The sequence below is a fragment of the Microbacterium sp. 3J1 genome (assembly GCF_001049495.1).
Lineage (GTDB): Bacteria > Actinomycetota > Actinomycetes > Actinomycetales > Microbacteriaceae > Microbacterium.
The window spans coordinates 215,822-232,358 of sequence record NZ_CDWI01000014.1; the positions used below are offsets into that span (position 1 = coordinate 215,822).

Consider the following 16,537-nt stretch of genomic DNA (forward strand, 5'->3'; position numbering starts at 1 on the left):
ACGCACGACCAATCAGAAGGGAAACAGGGATCAGTTCAGGATATCGGAAGCCCACGCGGCGGGCATTTCCGCACCCAGGGCCGCCAACGGCGCTCTGGCCTTCGTCGCGACTTCGGCCACCTCGGCATCCGGGAGCGATCGCCAGGTGATGCCGCCCCCAGCGCCGACGACAGCGCTCTCGCCGTCGACGACGATGCTGCGGATCACCATCGCGAGGTCAATGGCGCCGTCGTCGCCGACGTACCCGAAGCATCCGGCGTAGATCCCCCTGGGGCCGCCTTCCAGTTGGTGCAGACGGGTCATCGCGGAGAGCTTCGGCGCCCCCGTCATGCTGCCCGCGGGGAACGCGGCCTCGAACAGATCACCGCTGGTGGTGCCCGCAGAGGCGATGCCGCTGACGGTGCTCACCAGCTGGTGCACGGCCGGGTAGCTCTCGACCGCCCACAGCGACTCGACCCGGATCGACCCCGGTTCGCACACCCGCGACAGGTCGTTGCGCATGAGGTCGACGATCATCACGTTCTCCGCGCGCTCCTTGGGATCCGCGGCCAGCTCTGCGGCGAGCGCTGCGTCCTGGCGAGGATCGGCGCTGCGCGGTCGGGTTCCCTTGATGGGTCGTGTGCGGATCACGCCGTCCCGGACCTCGAGGAACTGCTCAGGGCTGGCGCTCAGCAGCGCCGTGCCGCCGATGCGCACGAACCCTCCGTGGTGGGCGGGCGTCGCACGGCGGAGCCGGCGGTACGCCTCGACCGCGTCGTGCGGCCCGTCCACGGTGAAACGGGTGGTGAGGCAGAGCTGATACGCGATCCCTGCGCGGATCAGCTCGCGGCATTCGGCGATCAGAGCGGCGTACGCATCCGGGGTGTGGCGTGCCCGTGTCCGCCGTTCCGTCGCATCCGCCCGCGCCGGCATCGGTGAAGGGGATGCCTTCGAGCCGGCGTCGCTCGTGAACGCGGCCCACGCCCGGAGAGCCGCCGACGACGCGCTGGCCCACGCCCGACCGGTGGCATGCTCGATCGCGACGAGCCGGGTGATGCGCAGCCACGCGCCGCCTGCGCCCTCCGTCGGCGCGACCACCGGAGCTCCGGCCGCCCGCGCTCCGCTCTCGTAGTCGTACCACCCCACGCGCCCGTCCTGCAGCGGCGGCAGGCCGGGCTTCCGCCCGTCGACGGGGCCCGGGACGTCCAGACGGATGTCGACCGGAGACGGCGCCCGCTCCCCCGTCCCGATGAAGCTCCACCCCTCCGCTGCGTCGGCCCCGGCATCGAGCCAGAACACGTCGGGCGACACCCGTTCGAGCGCGAGGAAGAGCGCTTCAGGATCGACCCGGTCGGGCAGGACGCGGGTGCTCAGACGTTCGGGCACGTTCTCAGCCTAGGCGGCCGCAACTCCCGTATTCTCAAGGAGTGGACGACCTCCTCCTGTGGCTGTTCGATGTGATCCAGTCGATCGATCCGGTCACACGCACGCTCGTCGCGGGTCTCGCGGTGATGCTGGAGACGAGCATCCTCATCGGGCTCATCGTCCCGGGCGACACGATCGTCATCATCGCGTCGATGGGCGTGTCCGGAATCGTCGAAGGCGTCGCGATGGTCCTCGCGGTCGTGGTGGGCGCACTGATCGGCGAGAGCATCGGCTTCTGGCTCGGACGCTGGCTCGGCCCGCACATCCGCCACTCCTGGGTGGGGCGTCGGGTGGGCGAGCACAACTGGGTGCGGGCGGAGAACTACCTCGCGCGCCGGGGCGGCATCGCGATCTTCCTGTCCCGGTTCCTTCCCGTGCTGCACTCGCTGGTCCCCCTCACCGTCGGCATGAGCCACTACTCCTATCGCCGGTTCATCGCATGGACCGCCCCCGCCTGCCTCATCTGGGCGACGGCGTATGTGAGCATCACCTCGCTCGCCGCCGGAAGCTTTCGCGAGCTCGTCGACACCGTGCACTTCGCGGGATACATCTTCGTCGGGATCATCGCGGCGTTCCTCATCCTCATCTTCCTCGGCAAGAGACTCCTGTCGCGTCTGGAGTCCCGTCACCTGGACGTGCACGACGCGAGCGCGCAGACCGGCGCCGACGTGAAAGACTGAAGCAATGGCTTCCGCACATCCGGCGCCCCGGATCCACTGGTTCGCACGCCTCGAGCACCGCCTCCACGTCTGGCGTGAGGGGCGTGCGCGTCGTCGCGGACGCACCGCGACGATCCTCCCCTTCCCGGGCTACGGCGGCCCCGGCTGGGTGCGCGTGGTCGGACGCGTGCTGATCGTGCCGCCGCAGCGGAACACGAAGGACGGCGAACCGGCGAGCGTCCGAGGATGGCGCAGCTTCGTCGGCATCCCCGTGAGCTTCGCGAAGGTCGCCGTCCAGATCGGCGACTCCGTGCACCACGTCGTCGCCGATCGTGGCGGAGTGATCGACTCCGTCATCGACGCCGACCTCGAACCGGGGTGGCAGACCTTCACGTTCTCGGTCGAGGGACAGGATCCCGTCGAGACGACCGCCTTCATCGTCTCCGCATCCACGCGCTTCGGGGTGGTCTCGGACGTCGATGACACGGTCATGGTCACCGCGCTCCCGCGCCCCTTCATCGCGGCATGGAACTCCTTCGTGGTCGACGAGCACGCACGCATCCCCGTTCCCGGCATGGCCGTGCTCCTCGACCAGGTGCTCCGGGAGCACCCGGGGGCTCCGATGATCTACCTCTCGACCGGGGCATGGAACGTCGCCCCCACCCTCCGCCGTTTCCTCGGCCGCCATCTCTTCCCGGCCGGGTCGATGCTGCTCACCGACTGGGGACCCACGCACGATCGCTGGTTCCGCAGCGGGCGGGAGCACAAGCTCACGAACCTCCGCCGACTCGCCGCAGAGTTCCCGGACATGAAGTGGCTTCTCATCGGCGACGACGGTCAGCACGACGAGGCGATCTACACCGAGTTCATGGAGGAGCACCCGACCTCCGTCGCCGGCGTCGCCATCCGCCGCCTGCTGCCCGCCGAGGCCGTGCTCGCGGGTGGGCGCACGGGCCACGAACCGCATTCCGAGGACGTCGCACCGTGGGTGAGCGCGGAGGACGGCGCGGGGCTCCGCGATCTGCTCGGCGAAGCCGGCATCCTGAGCTGAGCATGTCCCTCACTCGCACCGAATGGCGGGCACGCGAGGACGCGCACCACGAACGTGCCGACGCCCTCACCGCCGAGCACCGGGCGCGCGCCGGACGGCGCGAGAAGCATCCGGTCTGGGACTTCCTGTTCACCTATTACAACTACAAGCCCGCGCAGCTGCGCCGATGGCACCCGGGTGCCGATGTCGAGCTCGAAGAGGCCGAAGAGCGACTGAGCTGGCGGTGGTACTCCCCCGGCGCCCTGCCCCGGAGCGCGACGCCGAGCCCCGCTCTCTTCCGTTCCGAGAAGCCGGAGCTCGCGGCGCTCGTCGAACGGATGCTGCGACGCACCGCATCGCGTCCCGGCCAGTTCGGATGCTTCGGACTGCACGAGTGGGCCATGGTCTACCGTGCCGACGAGCGCCGCCATGCTGCGCCGCTCCGCCTCGGCCGGGCCGGCACCGACGAGGTCGTCGAGAGCCACGACCTGCGCTGCACCCACTTCGACGCCTTCCGCTTCTTCACCCCCGACGCGGTGCCCCTCAACCGCACGTCCCTCAGCCGGGACGAACAGCCGCTCTTCGAACAGCCCGGATGTCTGCACGCGGGCATGGATCTCTACAAATGGGCGCTGAAGCTCGGGCCGCTCGTTCCCGGCGAGCTTCTGCTCGACGCTTTCGAACTGGCGCGCGACATCCGCCTGCTCGACATGAAGGCCGCTCCCTACGACCTGTCGGCCTGGGACGTGGCACCGGTGCGCATCGAGACTGCCGAGGGCAAGGCCGAGTACGTGCGTCAGCAGCGTGTCTTCGCGGAACGCGGCGGGGCGCTGCGTACGCGGCTCATCGACGCCTGGCTCGGGTCTCCCGTCGCCGCCCCCGCAGTGATCTGACCGATCACCCGGCGGGGTCGCACTCCGGACACGGCGTCCACACCGCGCTCGCCGCGTTGGACTGCACGCGGAGGGTCATCACGCGGGTCGCGGCATCCGCCAGTCTCTCGGCGGGAAGCGCTCCCGACTCGACGGCAGCCGCGATGCCGGCGGCCGCCTGCCCCGCGGTGTCCGGCGTCGAGCCGGCGATGAGGAGGACGAGATCGCTGCCGGCGGTGATCGCCGCCACCGCGTTCGCGACCGGGTCGGCGTACTCGGGGACACCGGACGACTCCAGCATGCCGAGGTCGTCGGTGACGATGACGCCGTCGAACCCGAGTTCCTCTCGCGCGATCTGATGCCATCGCGCCGACAGCGACGCCGGGGCCGGGTCGACATCGGTGTAGGCGAGGTGTCCGAACATCAGGAGCGAGGCTCCTGCGTCGATGCCGGCCTCGAACGGCACCGCATCCGTCCGTCGCCACTCCTCGAGGGGCTTGGTCGTCGTCGGTATCGCATGATGCGAGTCGCCCGGTGCTGCTCCGTGTCCGGGGAAGTGCTTGAGCGTCGACGCGACGAACTGCTCCTGCGACGCGGTCGCCGCCGCGACCCGATCGGCCGCGGACGCCGGGTCGATGCCGAGGGCGCGGCCGTGGATGAACGACGACGGATCGGCAGGCACATCGGCGACGGTGCCGAAGTTCACGCCGATTCCGGCCTGGGCGACGAGCGACCCTCGGGCGAGGAACGCCGCCGACGTCGCGCTCACCGGCTGAGACTTCAGCGTCGTCGACGCGGCGTACTCGTCGAACACGCGCGAGACGAGACCGCCCTCCTGATCGACGGCGACCAGCGGCGGCACCTCGCCCGTGCTCGTGACAGCACCGACCACGGCGGTGAGCTCTGCGTCGGTCTGCGGGATGTTGGCGCCCATCAGGATGAAACCGCCGAGGCCCTGGGACATGTAGGCGGTGAGCTCCTGCGGATCGGTGGACGGGATGTGGCCCATCACCACACTCCGAGCCTGCTCCGCGATCGTCATGTCCGCGACGAGATCCTCTGCCCGGACGGAGGCGCCTCGAGTCTCCGTCGCCGCGGCGGACGCCGCCGCCGAGGGGCTGAGGACGCCTGCCGGGATCGTCGGCTGAGACTCACCCGACGCCGCGGCCGGACCGAGCAGAGCGGCTCCGCAGACGATCGCGGCCGTCCCGACCGCCCAGGCACGACGCCGGGCCATGGTGTCAGGCGCTGAGAGCGTCGGCGATAGGCACGGCGGAGTCGGTGGTGCCGTTGCCGAACCGGATCGTGCGGCCGAACGTGGAAGGGCTGCCGATGGCCTCGGCGATCACCGCAGCCACGTCGGCGCGTGAGACCTCGGCCTTGCCCTCGGCGTCGATGAGGATCCGCCCCGTGGGTTCCTCGAACGTGAGCGTGCCCGGCCCGAGGATGGTCGCGTCGAGCTCGGTGCCCCGGAGGTGCTCATCGGCCGCCCACTTGGCGTCGGCGTAAGGGAAGAAGTCCGCATCCTCCGCCACTCCGTGGTCGGCCTTGGATCCGATCCAGGAGACCATGACGTATCGGTTGACGCCGGCCTCGACCGCAGCATCCATCGTGCGGATCGCGGCGTCACGGTCGACCGCATAGGTGCGCTCTGCAGACCCGCCGCCGGCGCCGGCGGACCACACCACCGCGTCGTGACCGCGGACGATGTCAGCGAGTTCTGCGGTGTCCAGCGTCTCCACGTCCGCGACGAGTGCCGTGGCACCCGTCTCTTCGACCTCCGGGACGTGGTCCGGATTGCGGATGACCGAGGTCACCTCGTCGCCGCGGGCGACGAGGAGCGGAGCTAGGAGCAGTGCGATGCGGCCGTGGCCGCCGAAGACGATGATTCGCGACATGTCTTCACCCTACGCGCCCTCCCCGACATCGGCTCGGGCCTTCGGCGATCGCGTCAGGGAGATCGGACGGATGCTGTCGACAGGGCGCGCTGCACGCCCTTCGCCGCGGACCGCCCCGCCCTGTTGGCGCCGATCGTGCTCGCCGAGGGACCGTAGCCCACCAACTGGATGCGGGGATCCGCGACGGCGGTGGTCCCTCGTCCGTTCCGGTCGAGCTGAACACCGCCCGCAGCGCTGCGGAGGTGCAGCGGAGCCAGATGCCCGATCGCCGGTCGGAACCCCGTCGCCCACAGGATGGCGTCGACCCGCTCGAAGGTGCCGTCCGCCCAGCGGAGACCGTCGGGCTCGATTCGCTCGAACATCGGTCGCCGCGCCGCGTAGGCTCCCAGGCGCTCCGCCTCGCGCTCCTGCGGCCGCAGCATCAGACCCGTCACACTCACGACGCTCTGCGGCGGAAGGCCCCGCGCGACACGCTGCTCCACGAGCGCGACCGCTGCGGCTCCCGCCTCCGGAGTGAAGTCGTCGTCGCGCCACACCGGCTCGTGACGGGTGATCCAGAGGGTCTCGGTGAGCGGTGCCAGCGCGCCGAGGAACTGGACAGCGGATGCTCCTCCACCGATCACCGCGACACGCTTGCCGACGAAGTGTCGGGGACCCGGATAGTCGACCGTGTGCAGCTGCTCCCCCACGAAGGTCTCCATGCCGGGATAGTGCGGGAGGAACGGGTGCGTCCAGGTGCCTGTCGCGTTGACGACGGTGCGAGTTCGCCACTGCCTGTCGCCGGCATGCACGACGAGGATGCCGCCGTCGTCCTCGACGCGATCCACTCGTACGGGACGCACGACCGGGAGCCGGTGCGCCTTCTCGTACGCCGCGAAGTATGCCGGAACCGCGATGTTGGCCCTCTGTCCGTCTCGCGGAGGGGGTGCATCGCCCGGTAGCTCCGCCACGCCGTGCACGTCTCGCATGGTGAGGGCATCCCATCGATGCCGCCAGGCTCCCCCCGGTTCGTCGTCGGCGTCGAGCACCACATGCTCGATGCCGAGGCGGGTCAGGTGGAAGGAGGCCGACAGACCGGCCTGACCGGCGCCGATCACGACGCTGTCCAGGATGCTCACGCTGGTGTCAACGTCCGCGATCGCGGTGTTGTTCCGTGAGACGTGGTCGCCCCTCTCGGCGCTCCGCGACGCGCCCGAGGAGGCGGTGCCGATTGGTGCTCGGCGCGATCGGTGTAGTACTCTGTTCAAGTTGCTTCGAGCAGTGAGGAAGCAATTCTGGGCCTGTGGCGCAGCTGGTAGCGCACCTGCATGGCATGCAGGGGGTCAGGGGTTCGAGTCCCCTCAGGTCCACAACGAAACCCGCGAGAGATCGCGGGTTTTCTTGTTCTTGCACGAGCGCTCCGAGCCTCCAGCTCGACCCGCGTCCGGAATGCCGTCAGCTCGGACGGAAACCCGGGCGGAACGTTCATCGGGTGACGAGCCAGAGCACCACCCCGGCGACCACCGCGCCCCCGCAGACGAGTGTCCACCCGAGCCCGTCTGCGCGAGGTGGTCGGCCGGGTGCTGCCGGGAGGCCCAGCTCGCGTCGGATGGCGTCGGCTTCGGTCTCGAGCGTCTCCGACCGCTCGCGCAACGTGGCGGTGTCGCCCACGATGAAATGGAGGCGTTCCTTCGCGAGGTCCGCGAGCTCGACCTGCACCTCTGAAAGTCTCCGTTCGAGGGCCACTCGCCGCTCGTCGGACAGCTCGCTCCTCGTCATGCGAGCCGGCTGCCGGTGCTCCGGGCGTATGCCCGGGTGCGGCGGAGTTGGATGATCGTCACGGGGAGGATGGCGATGAGCGTGACACCAGCGACCGCGGTGAACCAGAGCGGCCACGGGTCGGAGGGATCATCGACGATCGTGAACACCTGCTGGGCTACCGCTGCTCCGACCAGAAGCACGAAGCCCGGGACCGAGTAGGCCTGCGCGACCCAGGCCAAGGACGCGTACGTCGGCACGAGCTCCTCGTCCTCAGGTGACAGCTGAGCGTTCTTGCCGCGCACGACCACTTTGCCGATGCGATTCGCTCGGCCCATGTCGCCTCCCACCAGGTCGCGGATCTGCCTGCTGATCCGCCCGGATGCCAGCAGGCAGGCGATGGCGCCGCCCATCGCGGCGAAGAGCGGCGGATACCGGAGCAGACTCACCAGATCTCCCGGAAAGAAGATCGTCAGCACACCGATGAGAGCCGCGACTCCGATCAGGGTGACCAGCATCGTCAGGAGTATCTTGCGCAGATCCCGACGCAACTGGGTGCGCCCATATGCGGAGCGAGGGTCAACCGCAGGGCGGGCGCGATCCATGCGTCGCAACCGGGGCAGCACGGCGACGGCTCCTGCCATCGCTGCCACGCCGACGGCGGTGAACAGCACCGTCAGCCACCATGGCGCACCGGTCAGAACCGTGAACACGCACATGGCCGCCGTTGCGAGGACCTGGAGGCCGACGTTGACGATGAGAGCCCGCCGGAACCCTCGACGCGCGTCCTCCGAAGCGGTCGTGTCCCAGAAGGACATCAGACTTGCGAGGAGCACGGGAGCGAGCAGATACCCGCCGACGGCGAGACTGCTCAACCACGCCATGCCGTGGCCGGGGGGCGTGTTCAGACCGACGAGAATCGCCGCGCCCGCCGACAGTAGGGCCACCACCACCATGGCCCCGACGAATACCAGTACCCGCACTGCTGCCCCCAGTCGTCGTCCCCGAAGTCACAGTGGCATAGTGCGCGACCTCGCCGATACCCCTGGTGGCCGGCGCGGATCGCTGGTTTGCTTCACAGATGGACGACGAGCGAAGCGAGCCGCACGCGCGATCCGCTCGCGACCTCCCCACTCCGTCCCTGATCCAGCAGCGCATGGCTCTTCAGCGACGGCGGAACTGGGGCGCCTACACCGTGGTCTCTTGCGTTCTGATCTCGTCGATGTGGGCCGTCCTCGTCATGCTCGACGGCGTGGATCTCTGGCGCTTGCTCGGCTCTGCCCTGCTGCTGTTCGGAGCCGTCATGGGAATCCGGGAGATCCGGTCCGCATCGCGGGCCACCCGGGTATTCGAGGCGAAGCACGGACGTGACGCCGGCATCCAGTCCTGACTGGACGGGCCGGGCGTCGGCGATCGGCCGCTCACCGTGGACGCGACGTACTCCTCCGCGGCGAGCCGGTCAAGCCATTCGACCGCGGGACGTCGGCGTCCTATCGTGGCCAGCCACACCGCTCGAGAGGAGAGCCATCATGTCCAACCCCACTCCCCCGATCCTCCCGCTGCCCGACGGCGGCGATGATCAGGACATCCCCCAGCAGGAGGTCGACGGCGGCACCGTGCTCGACACGGATGCCGACGCGGATCAGATCGACGGAGCCGAGGCCGACCGCCTGGCGGCGGAAGAGCCCCGCGACGACGACGCCGTCTGACCGCCCTCGCGCGGCAGCCTCCGTGAGGAGCTGCCGCGCGAATCCGTCAGGTCGCGAGCAGAGGAGGCAGGTGAGGAATCGCGATCGGCCTCGTCGCACGGCTGGGATCCTGCACCCGCGCCACCTCCTCCAACACCTCGTAGGGGTTCGAGTAGCGGACGGCCAACGGGAGGTCCCTCAACCAGACGACCTCGACCTCGGTGTCCGCATACTCGTAGACGCAGGCCACCACATGACGTGGATCGTCGGCGGCGTAGCGCCGGTCGTTGATCACCCACTCCGACGGCGTGACCCGGTTCAGTACATATCTAGGATCTGGATCTCCGGTCATTCGACAGCCCTCCAAGACTTTCTCCCCACGGAGATCATCCCCTGGACGCCGACTCCCAGGTAGACCCTTGACAGTTCGCGTAACGAGATCGAGAATCTCGTTTCAGGGCTTCGGGCGCACCGTGAGGTCGGTGAGGACCGCATCCTCCGGAAGATCGAGCGCCGTCAGTATCGTGGTCGCGACGGAATCCGCAGCGATGAAGCGATCCGGCTCATACGCTCGCCCCTCCTGCTGATGCACGCGCTCCTGCATGGGAGTCGCGGTGCGCCCCGGATAGATCGACGTCACCCTGATCCCGTTCTCCCCCTCCTCCGCGCGCAGCGAATCGGCGAGGGCCTTGAGACCGTGCTTCGACGCTGCGTAGGCCGACCATCCCGCATGAGCGTGGAGGCCGGCGCCGGAGTTCACGAACACGACGTGACCGCGCGAGACACGCAACAGCGGAAGCAGGAGTCGCGTCAGCTCGGCCGGGCCGACCAGATTCACGGCGAGCTGGTGCTCCCACAGGGTGGCGGGGATATCCGCCACCGGCCCGAGATCGACCACGCCCGCGACATGGATGACGGAGTCGAGGCGCTCGGGGAGTGCCTGCTTCGACAACGCCCAGGAGAGCCGCCCCGGCTGCGCCAGGTCGCCCACGATCGCGGAGGAGCCGGGAAGCGACTCGGCGATCGCACGAGCGCGCCCCGCGTCGCGCGCCAGCAGCACCACCTGATCACCTCGGCCGAGCAGGCGACGCGCGAGCGCCGCCCCGATGCCGGACCCGGCGCCGGTGATCAGATGCGCCGGCATGTCAGGAACGGTCGGCCGCGGGATCCGCGAGCTCGAACGGGACCACGGGGCAGTCCTTCCAGAGCCGCTCGAGGCCGTAGTACACGCGCTCCTCCTGGTGGAAGACGTGGACGATCAGGTCTCCGAAGTCGAGGAGCACCCAACGCGCTTCGGCACGCCCCTCTCGGCGCACGCGCTTGTGCCCGGCTTCGATGAGCCTGTCCTCGATCTCATCGGCGATCGCGGCGACGTTGCGCTCGCTGTTGCCCGTGACGAGGAGGAAGATGTCCACGAGCGGGAGGGGCTCGGAGACGTTGAGGGCGACGAGGTCCTCTCCGCCCTTCGAGACGGCGGCGTCTGCCGCGAGCTGCAGCATCTCTTCGGCGGTTTCAGGTGACTGCATCAGAACACATTCGTGGTGAAGGCGACGATCAGGGCAACGCCCAGCGCGAGCGCGAGACCACCCGCCACGATCGCGAGGATGAGCATGAGCTTGTTGCCCTTTTCGGGAGCCGGCGGTCGGATGACCTCACCGGCGGGCTTGATGGTGCTGACCGCGGCGCTTGCCGCGATCGGGGTCGGAGAGGATGCCGGCGGCAGCTCTCCGTCGATGAGGACGGAGTCGATGTCCTTGCCGTCCGTGGTCCCGTGAGCGTGGCCCTGGGAGCCGAGCCCCTTGGGGAGTTCGTACGACCCGGTGACGAGGATCTCTCCGGTGGAGGCGACCGGCCCCGACAGCGAGCCGTCGCCGGGAGAAGGATTGAAGATCAGGGTGTTCGGGGCGAGGTGTTGGGAACCCGCCGAGTCGCCGGCCGTCAGCAGCTCGTCGAACGACGGCGTGAACGGCTGCGGCGCAGCCTCTGCGTCCTTCAGGACGCCTCGACCGAACGCCGAGCTGACGGTGGGACGTTCTGCGGAATCAGGATCGTCGGCGTCGACGGACTCGCCGCCGTCTGCGAGGAGGTCCTGCACGGGGGCGCCGCGCTCCTCCCCCTCGGGATCCACCTGCTCGAGCACGAGCGGCACCTCACCGGCGCTCTCGACGGTGGCGGACGCACTGACGGGCGTCGCGGCGACGTCCTCGTCGGCATCCGCGTCGTCGATGTCGTCAGCCGGCACTGCCGTCACGACCTCCGGCTCGATGACGATCTCGTCGGCGGAGGCCGGCGCCGGCGTCTCAGCCGGTGCGTCGCCCTCGGCACGCTCGTCCTGAGCCGATTCGGACCCGTCGTCGGATGAGTTCGGAGTGACGGGCGGGACCGCCGTGGGCGCGGTGTTCCCGCGCTCGCGTTCGCGCACCTGACGACGGGTCAGGGGCGTGTGCGCCCACTGCCCGGCAACGTCTGCTGCCGGGGCTGCAGCCGTCGGTGCCTCCTCCGCCGGCTCTTCGACAGTCGACTCGGGCTCGGGCTCGGGCTCGGGCTCGGACTCGGACTGGGGCTCGGGCTCGACGGCAGACGCGTCGGCGTCCGGCTCATCGACGACCGGCTCGGTCTCGGGTGCCGGTGACTGCGGTGGCGCCGCGGCCGCAGCCGCAGCGGCGGCCGCCTCTTCGGGCGTGATGACGGGGGTGGCCCCGGTCAACCTGATCTCACGCAGCTGCTTTCGCGTCAGCGGACCGTGCTCCTGCTGATCCGATGTACTCATGCCTTGCTCCGATACAGATGATGCTTCGCGATGTACTGGACGACTCCGTCGGGAACGAGATACCAGACCGGCTCACCGTCGCGCACCCGCTCGCGGCACGCTGTCGACGAGATGGACAGCGCCGGCACCTCCAGCTGGCTGACGTCGTCGCTCGGGAGGCCGTCAGTGCTCAGGACGTGTCCTGGACGAGAGACCGCGACGAAGTGGGCCAGCTCCCACAGTTCATCATGGTCCCTCCAACTGAGAATTTGCGCTACAGCGTCGGCACCCGTGATGAAGAAGAGTTCGGCGTCGGGGCGATCCTTCTTGAGGTCGCGCAGGGTGTCGATCGTGTAGGTCGGGCCTTCGCGGTTGATGTCGACGCGGCTGACGGTGAACTGCGGATTCGATGCCGTGGCGATGACCGTCATCAGATACCGGTGTTCGCTCGACGTCACCTCGGACTTCTGCCACGGATGCCCGGTGGGGACGAAGACGACCTCGTCGAGATCGAAGGAGTGCGCGACCTCGCTGGCAGCGACCAGGTGCCCGTGGTGGATCGGGTCGAAGGTACCGCCCATCACACCGATGCGCGTGGGACGCGAGGTCGTGTCGTTCATAGGGGCCTAGTGGCCGTGTCCCGCCTCGTGGCCGTCCTTGCCGTGCTTCGCGGCCCAGGCCTCGGCCTTGGCCGAGTGGCGGTTGGCGACGTTCTTGTACGACAGCGTCACCAGACCGAGGAATGCGAACACGATCGCCGCGATGACCCCGAAGATCAGCGTCTCGAGCGCGACGTTGCCATGGTGCTCGGTCTCGGCGGCGGCCATCGCGATCTGTGCGACGAGGTTCATCCTGACTCCGTTTCGTGGCTGACGGTGAGCGACACCTGAGGCGTCACAGCGCCACCCAGTCTAGCCCTCAGCCGCGTGTCTGCCCCGCTCCACGCGCCAGCCATTTCGTGCTCGTCAGCTCCGGGAGCCCCATCGGGCCCCTGGCGTGGAGCTTCTGCGTCGAGATGCCGACCTCGGCGCCGAACCCGAACTCGCCCCCGTCGGTGAAGCGAGTCGACGCGTTGGCCATCACCACGGCCGAATCCACCTCGGCCAGGAACCTCTCGGCGTTGCGCGAATCGGTCGTGATGATGGACTCGGTGTGTCCGGTGCTGTACCGCCGTATGTGGCTGAGTGCGTCGTCGAGCGTGTCGACGACCTTCATCGCGATGTCGAGACTGGAGTACTCGGTCTCCCAGTCCTCCTCCGTCGCGGGGATGACGTTGGACACGAGACCCGCGACCATGTCGTCCCCGTGGATCGCCACACCCTCGCTCTGGAGCGCGCTGGCGACGAGCGGGACGAGGCGAGGTGCCGCCTGACGGAGGACGAGGACGGTCTCGACGGCGTTGCACACACTCGGCCGCTGCACCTTCGCGTTCACCACGATGTCGCGTGCCCAGTCGTCGGGCGCGCTCTCGTCGAGGACGATGTGCACGTTGCCCGCACCGGTCTCGATGACCGGGACCGTGGACTCCGTCACGACGGTCTCGATCAGCCCCGCACTCCCCCGCGGCACGAGCACATCGATGAATCCGCGACCGTGCATCATCGCCCTCGCGCCGTCGCGTCCGAAATCGTCGACGGTCTGGACGGCCTCGGGGGTGATGCCGACGCCGTGCAGCGCGTCGCGCATGATCTCGACGAGCACGGAGTTCGAGGCCTGAGCGGCACTCCCGCCGCGCAGCACCACGGCGTTGCCCGATCGGAGGGCGAGCGCGGCGATGTCGACCGTCACATTGGGTCGTGCCTCGTAGATCGCCCCGACGACACCGAACGGGACGCGGACCTGCTCGAGAGCCACGCCGTTCGGCATCCGATGTCCGCCCACGACGCGGCCCACCGGGTCGGGCAGGGCGGCGACGAGCCGGACCGCTGCCGCCAGCGCAGCCACCCGCTTCTCATCGAGGCGCAGGCGGTCGATCAGCGAATCGCCGATGCCGTCGGCGCGACCGCGCTCGATGTCGCGCCCGTTGGCCTCGATGATGCGCTGGGCGTTCAGCTCGAGCGCTGCGGCGATGGCTTCGAGCGCACGATCCTTCTCGTCGCTCGTGAGGGCGGCGGTGGCGCGAGACGCCTCCTTGGCGCGCTCCAGGCGCAGCTCCGGGGTCTGGTCGGTCATCCGCCCAGTCTAGGAGAGGGCAGGTTCGAACCAGGTCCCTATTTCGGCGCCGCGCAGCGCCTTGTCGACGAGATCGGCGCTGGTGACGAGCACGCCGATCCCGGATGCCGCCGCGAGGCGCGCGGCCGACACCTTGGTGGCTGCTCCGCCGGTGCCGACGCTGTTCACGACGGTCGAGCCGAACTCGAGACCCGAGAGGTCGGCATCCGGAGCCACGGTGTCGATCGGCTCGGCCCGCGGGTCCGACGGTGGCCTGGTGTAGAGCGATTCGATGTCGCTGAGCAGCACCAGTGCATCGGCCTGGGTGAGCTGGGCGACGAGGGCGCCGAGGCGGTCGTTGTCACCGAAGCGGATCTCCTGCGTGGCGACCGTGTCGTTCTCGTTCACGATCGGCAGGACCCTGAGTCCGAGCAGTCGCTCCATCGCGCGGCGCGCATTGCTGCGCGAGGTCGGGTTCTCGAGGTCGCCGGTGGTGAGGAGCACCTGGCCGGCGACGATGTCGAACGGCCGAAGCGCCTCCTGATAGCGGTAGACGAGGATGTTCTGCCCGACGGCCGCAGCGGCCTGCTGCGTCGCGAGGTCGGTGGGACGAGCATCGAGGCGGAGGAACGGGATGCCGCTGGCGATGGCGCCGGACGACACGAGGATGACCTCCGCGCCGCGGGCGTGGGCCGCGGCGAGAGCCTCCACGATCACGGGGATCCGCCAGGAGGATTCGCCGCTGATCGACGAGGATCCGACCTTGACGACGATGCGCGACGCGGTCGCGAGGTCCGCGCGCGAACGCGCCGTCACTCCCCGCCCTCGTCGCGGGTCGCGAGGCGCCGGGTCTCCGCTTCTGCGCGAGCCTCGGCCTTGGCGTCCATGCGCTCGTAGTACTGCTCACGGCGTTCGGAGGTGGTGCGTCGGGCGTTCGGAGCCAGACGGGGGTCGGTCCCTCGCGGAGCCGTCATCAGCTCGGCGGCGGACGTCATGGTCGGCTCCCAGTCGAAGACGATGCTGTCGCCCTCGCCGATGACGACCGTCGAGCCCTGCACCGCTCCGAGGCGGAACAGCTCGTCCTCGACGCCCACCTTCTCGAGGCGGTCGGCCAGGAAGCCGACGGCCTCCTCGTTCTGGAAGTCCGTCTGCTGCACCCAGCGGACCGGCTTCTCACCGAGGATGCGGTAGATGTTGCCGTAGGTGCCGCCCTCGACGCGGATCGTGAACTCCTTCTTCGACCCGCGAGGACGGATGACGACTCGCTCACGCGGCGTCTCGGCAGCGGCCTGCTCGGCGCGGTGCTTGTCGACGATCTTGCCGAGGGCGAAGGTGAGCGGGCGAAGGCCCTCGTGCGAGACGGAGGAGATCTCGAAGACGCGGAAACCGCGCGCCTCGAGGTCGGGGCGCACGAGCTCCGCCAGGTCACGGGCTTCCGGCACGTCGATCTTGTTCAGAGCGATGAGCTGAGGACGCTCGAGAAGGGGCGTCTGCCCCTCCGGCACCTCATACGCGGCGAGCTCGGCGAGGATCACGTCGAGGTCCGAGATGGGGTCGCGTCCCGGCTCGAGCGTCGCGCAGTCGAGGACGTGGAGCAACGCCGAGCAGCGCTCGACGTGCCGGAGGAATTCCAGTCCGAGGCCGCGGCCTTCGCTCGCGCCCTCGATGAGTCCGGGGACGTCGGCGACGGTGTAGCGGAAGTCGCCCTGCTGGACGACTCCGAGGTTCGGGTGCAGAGTCGTGAACGGGTAGTCGGCGATCTTGGGCCGCGCGGCGGAGATGGCCCCGATCAGGCTCGACTTGCCCGCGGAGGGATAGCCCACGAGCGCGACGTCGGCCACCGTCTTGAGCTCGAGGACGATGTCGCCCTCGTAGCCCGGCGTGCCGAGGAGCGCGAAGCCCGGCGCCTTGCGCTTCGGTGTGGCGAGGGCGGCGTTGCCCAGTCCGCCCTGACCGCCCTTGGCGACCACGAAGCGCTCCCCCGGAACGATCATGTCGACGAGCACGTCGCCGTCCGGGTTCTTCACCACCGTGCCCACCGGCACGGGGAGCTCGAGGGTCTCACCGAGGAAGCCGGAGCGGTGATCGCCCATTCCGGGCCCGCCGTTGCCGGAAGAGCGGTGCGGCGAGTGGTGGTACGACAGCAGCGTTCCGGTCTGCGTGTCGGCCACGAGCACGATGTCGCCGCCGTCACCGCCGTTGCCGCCGTCGGGACCGCCCAGCGGCTTGAACTTCTCGCGGTGCACCGAGACACAGCCGTTGCCGCCCTTGCCCGCACGCAGATGAAGCGTCACGGTGTCGACGAAGCTGACCATGTCTCTCTCTCCTCAGAAAAGTGTTCGGCCTGAA

Annotated in this window: 20 protein-coding genes and 1 tRNA gene; 6 read left to right on the forward strand and 15 right to left on the reverse strand. The window is 69.3% G+C overall.

Annotated features, from left to right (window positions below; all coding sequences use genetic code 11):
• Nucleotides 1–30 precede the first annotated feature (30 nt).
• Nucleotides 31–1,365: an anthranilate synthase component I family protein gene (locus tag BN2660_RS15430; RefSeq protein WP_091234325.1), complete on the reverse strand. Its 1,335-nt coding sequence runs from the start codon at nt 1,363–1,365 to the stop codon at nt 31–33.
• Between the two features lie 41 nt (nt 1,366–1,406).
• Here BN2660_RS15430 and BN2660_RS15435 point away from each other — a divergent pair, with 41 nt between their 5' ends.
• Genes BN2660_RS15435 through BN2660_RS15445 form a run of 3 tightly spaced genes read left to right on the forward strand, consistent with a single transcriptional unit; the run spans nt 1,407 to nt 3,986 of the window.
• Nucleotides 1,407–2,084, forward strand: a complete 678-nt coding sequence (locus BN2660_RS15435; protein WP_091234328.1) for a DedA family protein — start codon at nt 1,407–1,409, stop codon at nt 2,082–2,084.
• 4 nt (nt 2,085–2,088) lie between these two features.
• The gene (locus BN2660_RS15440) at nt 2,089–3,114 is read left to right on the forward strand and encodes an App1 family protein phosphatidate phosphatase (protein ID WP_091234332.1); all 1,026 of its coding nucleotides are present in this window, start codon (nt 2,089–2,091) and stop codon (nt 3,112–3,114) included.
• A 2-nt stretch (nt 3,115–3,116) separates the two neighbouring features.
• Nucleotides 3,117–3,986 (forward strand): 3-methyladenine DNA glycosylase, encoded by an 870-nt coding sequence (locus BN2660_RS15445; protein ID WP_091234335.1) that lies wholly within the window; start codon nt 3,117–3,119, stop codon nt 3,984–3,986.
• Between the two features lie 4 nt (nt 3,987–3,990).
• Here BN2660_RS15445 and BN2660_RS15450 read toward each other — a convergent pair whose 3' ends face one another.
• The 3 genes from BN2660_RS15450 to BN2660_RS15460 are packed head-to-tail and all read right to left on the reverse strand — an operon-like array spanning nt 3,991 to nt 6,981.
• Entirely contained in the window at nt 3,991–5,202 is a 1,212-nt protein-coding gene (locus tag BN2660_RS15450) for a glycoside hydrolase family 3 N-terminal domain-containing protein (RefSeq protein ID WP_176697229.1), read from the reverse strand.
• Between the two features lie 4 nt (nt 5,203–5,206).
• Nucleotides 5,207–5,863, reverse strand: a complete 657-nt coding sequence (locus BN2660_RS15455) for an SDR family oxidoreductase (RefSeq protein ID WP_091234339.1) — start codon at nt 5,861–5,863, stop codon at nt 5,207–5,209.
• A gap of 53 nt (nt 5,864–5,916) precedes the next feature.
• Nucleotides 5,917–6,981 carry an NAD(P)-binding domain-containing protein gene (locus tag BN2660_RS15460; protein WP_091234342.1) on the reverse strand — a complete coding sequence of 355 codons (1,065 nt, stop codon included), beginning with the start codon at nt 6,979–6,981 and terminating at the stop codon, nt 5,917–5,919.
• A 158-nt stretch (nt 6,982–7,139) separates the two neighbouring features.
• Here BN2660_RS15460 and BN2660_RS15465 point away from each other — a divergent pair.
• Nucleotides 7,140–7,212: transfer RNA gene (locus BN2660_RS15465), tRNA-Ala, on the forward strand.
• A 115-nt stretch (nt 7,213–7,327) separates the two neighbouring features.
• Here the strand turns inward: BN2660_RS15465 and BN2660_RS15470 are convergent.
• Together BN2660_RS15470 and BN2660_RS15475 are read right to left on the reverse strand one after the other, a co-directional pair.
• Nucleotides 7,328–7,621 carry a hypothetical protein gene (locus BN2660_RS15470; protein ID WP_141651314.1) on the reverse strand — a complete coding sequence of 98 codons (294 nt, stop codon included), beginning with the start codon at nt 7,619–7,621 and terminating at the stop codon, nt 7,328–7,330.
• Nucleotides 7,618–8,583 carry a hypothetical protein gene (locus BN2660_RS15475; RefSeq protein WP_141651315.1) on the reverse strand — a complete coding sequence of 322 codons (966 nt, stop codon included), beginning with the start codon at nt 8,581–8,583 and terminating at the stop codon, nt 7,618–7,620. The genes BN2660_RS15470 and BN2660_RS15475 overlap by 4 nt, the downstream gene beginning before the upstream one ends.
• Before the next feature lie 98 nt (nt 8,584–8,681).
• Between BN2660_RS15475 and BN2660_RS15480 the strand changes: the two genes are divergently transcribed.
• Nucleotides 8,682–8,990, forward strand: a complete 309-nt coding sequence (locus BN2660_RS15480; protein ID WP_091234352.1) for a hypothetical protein — start codon at nt 8,682–8,684, stop codon at nt 8,988–8,990.
• A gap of 139 nt (nt 8,991–9,129) precedes the next feature.
• A complete protein-coding gene (locus BN2660_RS15485; protein WP_091234355.1) occupies nt 9,130–9,309 on the forward strand; it encodes a hypothetical protein in 180 nt (59 codons plus the stop codon).
• Between the two features lie 46 nt (nt 9,310–9,355).
• Here BN2660_RS15485 and BN2660_RS15490 read toward each other — a convergent pair whose 3' ends face one another.
• The 9 genes from BN2660_RS15490 to obgE all read right to left on the reverse strand — a co-directional run bounded on the left by BN2660_RS15490 (nt 9,356) and on the right by obgE (nt 16,503).
• Entirely contained in the window at nt 9,356–9,640 is a 285-nt protein-coding gene (locus tag BN2660_RS15490; protein WP_091234358.1) for a hypothetical protein, read from the reverse strand.
• A 102-nt stretch (nt 9,641–9,742) separates the two neighbouring features.
• Entirely contained in the window at nt 9,743–10,432 is a 690-nt protein-coding gene (locus BN2660_RS15495) for an SDR family oxidoreductase (RefSeq protein ID WP_091234361.1), read from the reverse strand.
• Between the two features lies 1 nt (nt 10,433).
• On the reverse strand, nt 10,434–10,814 hold the full coding sequence (gene rsfS, locus BN2660_RS15500) for a ribosome silencing factor (RefSeq protein ID WP_091234364.1): 381 nt from the start codon (nt 10,812–10,814) through the stop codon (nt 10,434–10,436).
• On the reverse strand, nt 10,814–12,058 hold the full coding sequence (locus tag BN2660_RS15505; RefSeq protein ID WP_176697230.1) for a hypothetical protein: 1,245 nt from the start codon (nt 12,056–12,058) through the stop codon (nt 10,814–10,816). The genes rsfS and BN2660_RS15505 overlap by 1 nt, the downstream gene beginning before the upstream one ends.
• A complete protein-coding gene (gene nadD / locus BN2660_RS15510) occupies nt 12,055–12,657 on the reverse strand; it encodes a nicotinate-nucleotide adenylyltransferase (RefSeq protein ID WP_091234368.1) in 603 nt (200 codons plus the stop codon). The genes BN2660_RS15505 and nadD overlap by 4 nt, the downstream gene beginning before the upstream one ends.
• Before the next feature lie 6 nt (nt 12,658–12,663).
• Nucleotides 12,664–12,888, reverse strand: a complete 225-nt coding sequence (locus BN2660_RS15515) for a hypothetical protein (RefSeq protein ID WP_091234371.1) — start codon at nt 12,886–12,888, stop codon at nt 12,664–12,666.
• 67 nt (nt 12,889–12,955) lie between these two features.
• Complete coding sequence (locus BN2660_RS15520; RefSeq protein ID WP_091234375.1) at nt 12,956–14,209, reverse strand: glutamate-5-semialdehyde dehydrogenase; 1,254 nt, start codon at nt 14,207–14,209, stop codon at nt 12,956–12,958.
• 9 nt (nt 14,210–14,218) lie between these two features.
• Nucleotides 14,219–15,004, reverse strand: a complete 786-nt coding sequence (proB, locus tag BN2660_RS15525) for a glutamate 5-kinase (RefSeq protein WP_091234378.1) — start codon at nt 15,002–15,004, stop codon at nt 14,219–14,221.
• A complete protein-coding gene (gene obgE, locus BN2660_RS15530) occupies nt 15,001–16,503 on the reverse strand; it encodes a GTPase ObgE (RefSeq protein ID WP_091234381.1) in 1,503 nt (500 codons plus the stop codon). Before obgE ends, proB begins: the two co-directional genes overlap by 4 nt.
• Nucleotides 16,504–16,537 lie beyond the last annotated feature (34 nt).